This window comes from Robertmurraya massiliosenegalensis JC6 (assembly GCF_000311725.1).
GTDB classification, from domain to species: domain Bacteria; phylum Bacillota; class Bacilli; order Bacillales; family Cytobacillaceae; genus Robertmurraya; species Robertmurraya massiliosenegalensis.
Genome location: NZ_HE978512.1, coordinates 132,561 through 137,507, shown reverse-complemented (window position 1 = coordinate 137,507; position 4,947 = coordinate 132,561). Strand labels below are relative to the sequence as shown.

General features: G+C 40.7%; 6 protein-coding genes. 5 read left to right on the top strand and 1 reads right to left on the bottom strand.

All coding sequences use genetic code 11. From position 1 onward, the window contains the following. A partial coding sequence (locus tag BMSHG_RS06900; protein WP_026073356.1) for an N-acetylmuramoyl-L-alanine amidase occupies positions 1 to 353 on the bottom strand: 353 nt, incomplete at its 3' end. 233 nt (positions 354 to 586) lie between these two features. Between BMSHG_RS06900 and hprK the strand changes: the two genes are divergently transcribed. The 5 genes from hprK to BMSHG_RS06875 are packed head-to-tail and all read left to right on the top strand — an operon-like array spanning position 587 to position 4,511. After that, a complete protein-coding gene (gene hprK, locus BMSHG_RS06895) occupies positions 587 to 1,522 on the top strand; it encodes an HPr(Ser) kinase/phosphatase (protein ID WP_019153704.1) in 936 nt (311 codons plus the stop codon). Positions 1,523 to 1,548: 26 nt separating this feature from the next. Then, complete coding sequence (gene lgt, locus BMSHG_RS06890; protein ID WP_019153703.1) at positions 1,549 to 2,370, top strand: prolipoprotein diacylglyceryl transferase; 822 nt, start codon at positions 1,549 to 1,551, stop codon at positions 2,368 to 2,370. 15 nt (positions 2,371 to 2,385) lie between these two features. Continuing rightward, positions 2,386 to 3,336 carry a nucleoside recognition domain-containing protein gene (locus tag BMSHG_RS06885; protein WP_019153702.1) on the top strand — a complete coding sequence of 317 codons (951 nt, stop codon included), beginning with the start codon at positions 2,386 to 2,388 and terminating at the stop codon, positions 3,334 to 3,336. After that, positions 3,326 to 3,982 (top strand): pyrophosphatase PpaX, encoded by a 657-nt coding sequence (gene ppaX / locus BMSHG_RS06880; protein WP_019153701.1) that lies wholly within the window; start codon positions 3,326 to 3,328, stop codon positions 3,980 to 3,982. Before BMSHG_RS06885 ends, ppaX begins: the two co-directional genes overlap by 11 nt. Continuing rightward, positions 3,975 to 4,511, top strand: a complete 537-nt coding sequence (locus BMSHG_RS06875) for an acyltransferase (protein ID WP_019153700.1) — start codon at positions 3,975 to 3,977, stop codon at positions 4,509 to 4,511. The genes ppaX and BMSHG_RS06875 overlap by 8 nt, the downstream gene beginning before the upstream one ends. Positions 4,512 to 4,947: the final 436 nt, after the last annotated feature.

Sequence of the window (4,947 nt, the reverse complement as noted above, 5' to 3'; positions counted from 1 at the left end):
GCGACAACTAGATTTTTTTGTACTTTAGAGGCAAGTTCTGTTGCGACTTTTGGCTTTGATGTATAGACGTATGTTTCAATCCCGCTAACATCGTTCCAGCCAGTCCCAAACGCATTCGCATGGATGGAAACAAAGCAGTCCACCGCTAATCGGTTCGCTTTGTCCGTTCTTTCCTGGAGCGAAACATCCTTTGTATCCGAATGGGAAAAATACACGGTGACGTCTTTGTATGTTTCTAAAATGGCCTTCGTTTCACTTGCTACAACTCTGTTAAATTCGTATTCTCGCATGCCATCCGGGCTTCTTTTTCCGGGGGTATTGTAGCCGTGTCCTGCATCCAACATGATTTTCATCTCATTTTCACACTCCTTTTCATTGTAAATTCCGAACCTATTGGAAATATATTCATTTTTATAATATGTTTAAGTGAAAAAAAAGGATATGGTCCCGATAATTTAATGCCGAGGAATTTGGTTATTCAGAAAAAAGTGCTAAAATAGAGTGAAACTTTCCTAAAGGATTATACATAGACCAAAAAATTTAGACCATTCATAGATCATATTTAAATCATCAAGGAGGAGTTCCAGTGCAAAAGGTACGAGCAAAGGATATTTTAGACAAATTTAAGCTTGAATTAATCAGTGGTGAAGAGGGGATTAATCGCCCTATTACGATGACGGATATTTCCAGACCTGGACTTGAATTAGCTGGATTTTTTGATTATTACCCGGCTGAACGAGTGCAGTTGCTCGGGAAAACGGAATTAACTTTTATTCAAAAGCTCGATCCTGAAATTCGTTCTGAGCGACTGGAACGTTTATGTACAGATATTACACCAGCAATTGTTGTAACAAGAGATTTACCTGTACCGGATGAGCTAATCGAGGCTTCTGAACGGGAGGCAGTGCCTGTTTTACGTTCAAATATTAAGACGACCCGTTTCTCAAGTCGTCTCACCAACTTTTTAGAAACAAAACTCGCTCCGACAACAGCTGTGCACGGAGTACTCATAGATATATACGGAGTTGGCGTCCTCATTACGGGTAAAAGCGGTGTTGGTAAAAGTGAAACAGCATTGGAACTTGTAAAAAGAGGTCATCGTCTTGTTGCCGATGATTGCGTAGAAATTCGCCAAGAAGATGTGGACACGTTGGTTGGAAACTCACCAGAGTTAATTGAACATTTACTCGAGATTCGCGGGCTGGGGATTATTAATGTGATGACCCTCTTTGGTGCAGGTGCGGTTAGAAGCTTTAAAAAAATCTCTCTCGTCATCAATTTAGAGCTATGGGATCAAACGAAGCAGTACGATCGATTAGGTCTTGATGAGGAAACGATGAGAATTATCGATACATCGGTGACAAAGTTAACGGTTCCAGTTCGACCAGGACGTAACTTAGCTGTTATCATTGAAGTGGCTGCGATGAACTTTCGCCTCAAAAAAATGGGTGTCAATGCAGCTGAGCAATTTGCCAGTCGTTTATCAGATGTCATTGAAGATGGAGATGTAGAAGATAGATAAAAGAAATAGTCAAAGGAGAGAGTTAGATGGAAGAAAATATACAACCACTTGACCCGATTGCGTTTTCGCTCGGTCCGATTACGGTCCATTGGTATGGGGTTATTATCGGGCTAGGCTTAGCTTTAGCTCTTATGCTTGCTATGAGAGAAGGGGAAAAAAGAGGATTACAAAAGGATTTATTCCCAGATTTAATGTTATGGGCTATTCCCATTGCGATTATTTCAGCACGCCTTTACTATGTCATTTTTGAGTGGGAATATTATGCTCAAAATCCTGGTGACATTATTAAAATTTGGAATGGTGGTATCGCCATTCATGGTGCTTTAATTGGTTCTGTTGTGACGGCCTATGTATTTGCGAAAAAGAGAAATATCTCATTTTGGAAAATCGCTGATATTGCCGCACCGAGTATTATTCTTGGTCAGGCGATCGGTCGCTGGGGAAACTTTATGAATCAAGAAGCACATGGTGAAGAAGTAACTCGTGCATTTTTGGAAAATTTACATTTACCGGAGTTTATTATTAATCAAATGTACATAAATGGTACGTACTACCATCCTACTTTTTTATATGAATCGGTGTGGAATTTCTTAGGGTTTATTCTATTAATTTTGTTAAGACGTGTGAATTTACGTCGCGGTGAGATGTTCTTGTCTTATGTCATTTGGTATTCAATAGGCCGCTTCTTTGTCGAAGGAATGAGAACGGATAGCTTAATGCTGACGGATAGCTTGCGGATCGCACAAACGATTTCGATTGCGCTCATAATTGGTGCAATTGCTCTTCTTATTTATAGAAGAACAAAGGGCTATTCAAACAAAAGATATTTGGATCAATCATCATCCTAAAAAAGGAGCAGGATTATGTGGGTTCAGTCGCTAACTAAAGGTTTAAAGGTAGGATTGCAGACAGTTTGGTCTTTAGGAAAAATTATTTTTCCAGTCACGCTTATTGTGACCTTTCTCCAACATACACCGGTGTTACCGTGGCTGATCGATTTAATCGCACCGCTGATGAGTGTATTTGGACTATCTGGTGATGCAGCGATCCCGCTAGTGATCGGTAATTTTCTTAATATTTATGCTGCGATTGGAGCGATTCTTACGCTCGATCTAACGGTAAAAGAGGTTTTTATCATCGCAGTGATGATGTCCTTTTCCCATAACTTGCTGGTAGAATCCAGTGTGGTAACAAGGGTTGGGGTAAAACTGTGGATTGCTCTTGTTGTTCGCATTGGACTTGCGCTCCTGTCGGGGATTGTGATCAACCTTGTTTGGAAGGGTGGAGGCGAATTAGCGAAGTATGGTCTCATTCAACAGGGCGATCAAGAAACCGTTTCAGGCATATGGGGCATAAGCGTGGATGCACTGCAAAAAGCAGGAATCGGTATTTTTCAGCTTGCGATCGTAGTGATTCCACTAATGGTCGTCATTCAAATTTTAAAAGATTTAAAGTGGCTTGAGAAGTTTTCGAAATGGATGTCTCCTGTCACACGTATGTTAGGGATGCAGCCCAATACATCTACTACTCTAGCAGCAGGGCTTTTATTTGGTCTTGCTTATGGAGCTGGGGTGATGATTCAAGCTGTGAAAGAGGATGGAGTTAGCAAAAAGGATGTCACCCTTGCGATCATCTTTTTAGGAGCTTGCCACGCAGTAGTGGAAGACACATTGATTTTTGCCCCCTTAGGGATTCCGGTATGGCCACTTCTATTGATTCGTTTAGTGATGGCGATCCTAGTTACAGCAATTGTGGCATTCTATTGGAATCGGATTGAAATTGCAAGAAGAAAGGAAACGACCTATGAGTTCTAACATTACGACATTATTATTTGATTTAGATGGTACATTAATTGATACAAATGAACTAATTATCCAATCTTTTTTACACACATTAGAGCAATATTATCCTGGAGACTACAAAAGGGAAGATGTTCTCCCCTTTATGGGTCCAACCTTAACGGAAACATTCGCATCAATGAATGAGGAAAAAGTGGAAGAAATGACGGATGTATACCGAACCTTTAATTTAGCAAACCATGATGCCCTTGTAACTGAATTTGAAGGGGTCAAGGAAACAGTGGCAACACTTAAAGAAAAGGGCTTTAAATTAGGCATTGTGACAACGAAACGTTTAGCTGTTGTAAAAAAAGGTCTAGCGTTAACGAAGCTTGATTCCTACTTTGATGTAATAGTTGCGATTGACCATGTAACAAAACCGAAGCCTGATCCGGAACCGGTTTTGAAGGCGTTAGAGCAGCTTGATTCAAAGCCAGAAGAAGCGATCATGGTCGGTGATAACTTTCATGATATTGTTGGCGGAAAGAATGCTGGAACGAAAACAGCGGGAGTAGCATGGTCATTGAAAGGGAAAGACTTCCTAGAACAATACAACCCTGACTATATGCTTGAAAATATGCGTGATTTACTTGAAATTGTAGGAGTAAGAGAGCATGCGTAAAACAACCCGTTATCCTGTCGAAGGAGCGAATTCCTTATGGCATGTGTACAAAACGGTTCCGTTCCGGAAGGTTGTGAAAAATTTTATCGTCATCCAATTAGCTCGCTATACGCCGTTTCTTGGAATGAAAAATTGGCTTTATCGCACTTTTTTACGGATGAAGGTTGGGGAGCAAACTTCTTTTGCGTTGATGGTCATGCTCGATGTTATGTTTCCTGAGAAAATTAGTGTTGGGAAAAATACGGTGATTGGCTATAATACAACGATTTTAGCTCATGAATATTTGATTAAAGAGTATCGTCTTGGTGCAGTACATATTGGGAGCGAAGTGATGATTGGTGCCAATTCAACGATCCTACCCGGGGTCACGATTGGTGATGGCGCCCTCGTATCAGCAGGAACGCTCGTTCATAAGGACGTCCCAGAAGGAGCCTTCGTCGGAGGAAATCCGATGAGGGTTATTTACACAAAGGAACAGCTTGCCGAAAGATGGGCAGATGATCCGATTTACGGGAAGAAAACAAAATAAGTGTTTTGGAAACTAATGGAGGCTGTTCGTATTTTAAATACGGATTGCCTTTTTTGTATGTACTTTGTTTTCTTAGAGCCTGCTTTGTCCTTTCTTGGGTCATGAGACATACATTCTCTGTGAATCTGCTCAACTTATGTTCCATGAGCCCTTCATGAAACATACTTTCTCTAAGAATGTGCTCAACTTATGTTCCATGAGCCCTTCATGAGACAAACATTCTCTAAGAATGTGCTCAACTTATGTTCCATGAGCCCTTCATGAGACATACATTCTCTAAGAATGTGCTCAACTTATGTCACATGAACCCTTCATGAGACATACATTCTCTGTGAATCTGCTCAACTTATGTTCCATGAACCCTTCATGAGACATACTTTCTCTAAGAATGTGCTCAACTTATGTTCCATGAGCTCTTCATGAGACAAACATTCTC

Bases quoted from the DNA above. Each gene is read 5' to 3' on its own strand.
- ppaX (WP_019153701.1), top strand. From the start codon at position 3,326: ATGAGTTCTAACATTACGACATTATTATTTGATTTAGATGGTACATTA.
- BMSHG_RS06885 (WP_019153702.1), top strand. From the start codon at position 2,386: ATGTGGGTTCAGTCGCTAACTAAAGGTTTAAAGGTAGGATTGCAGACA.
- BMSHG_RS06875 (WP_019153700.1), top strand. From the start codon at position 3,975: ATGCGTAAAACAACCCGTTATCCTGTCGAAGGAGCGAATTCCTTATGG.
- lgt (WP_019153703.1), top strand. From the start codon at position 1,549: ATGGAAGAAAATATACAACCACTTGACCCGATTGCGTTTTCGCTCGGT.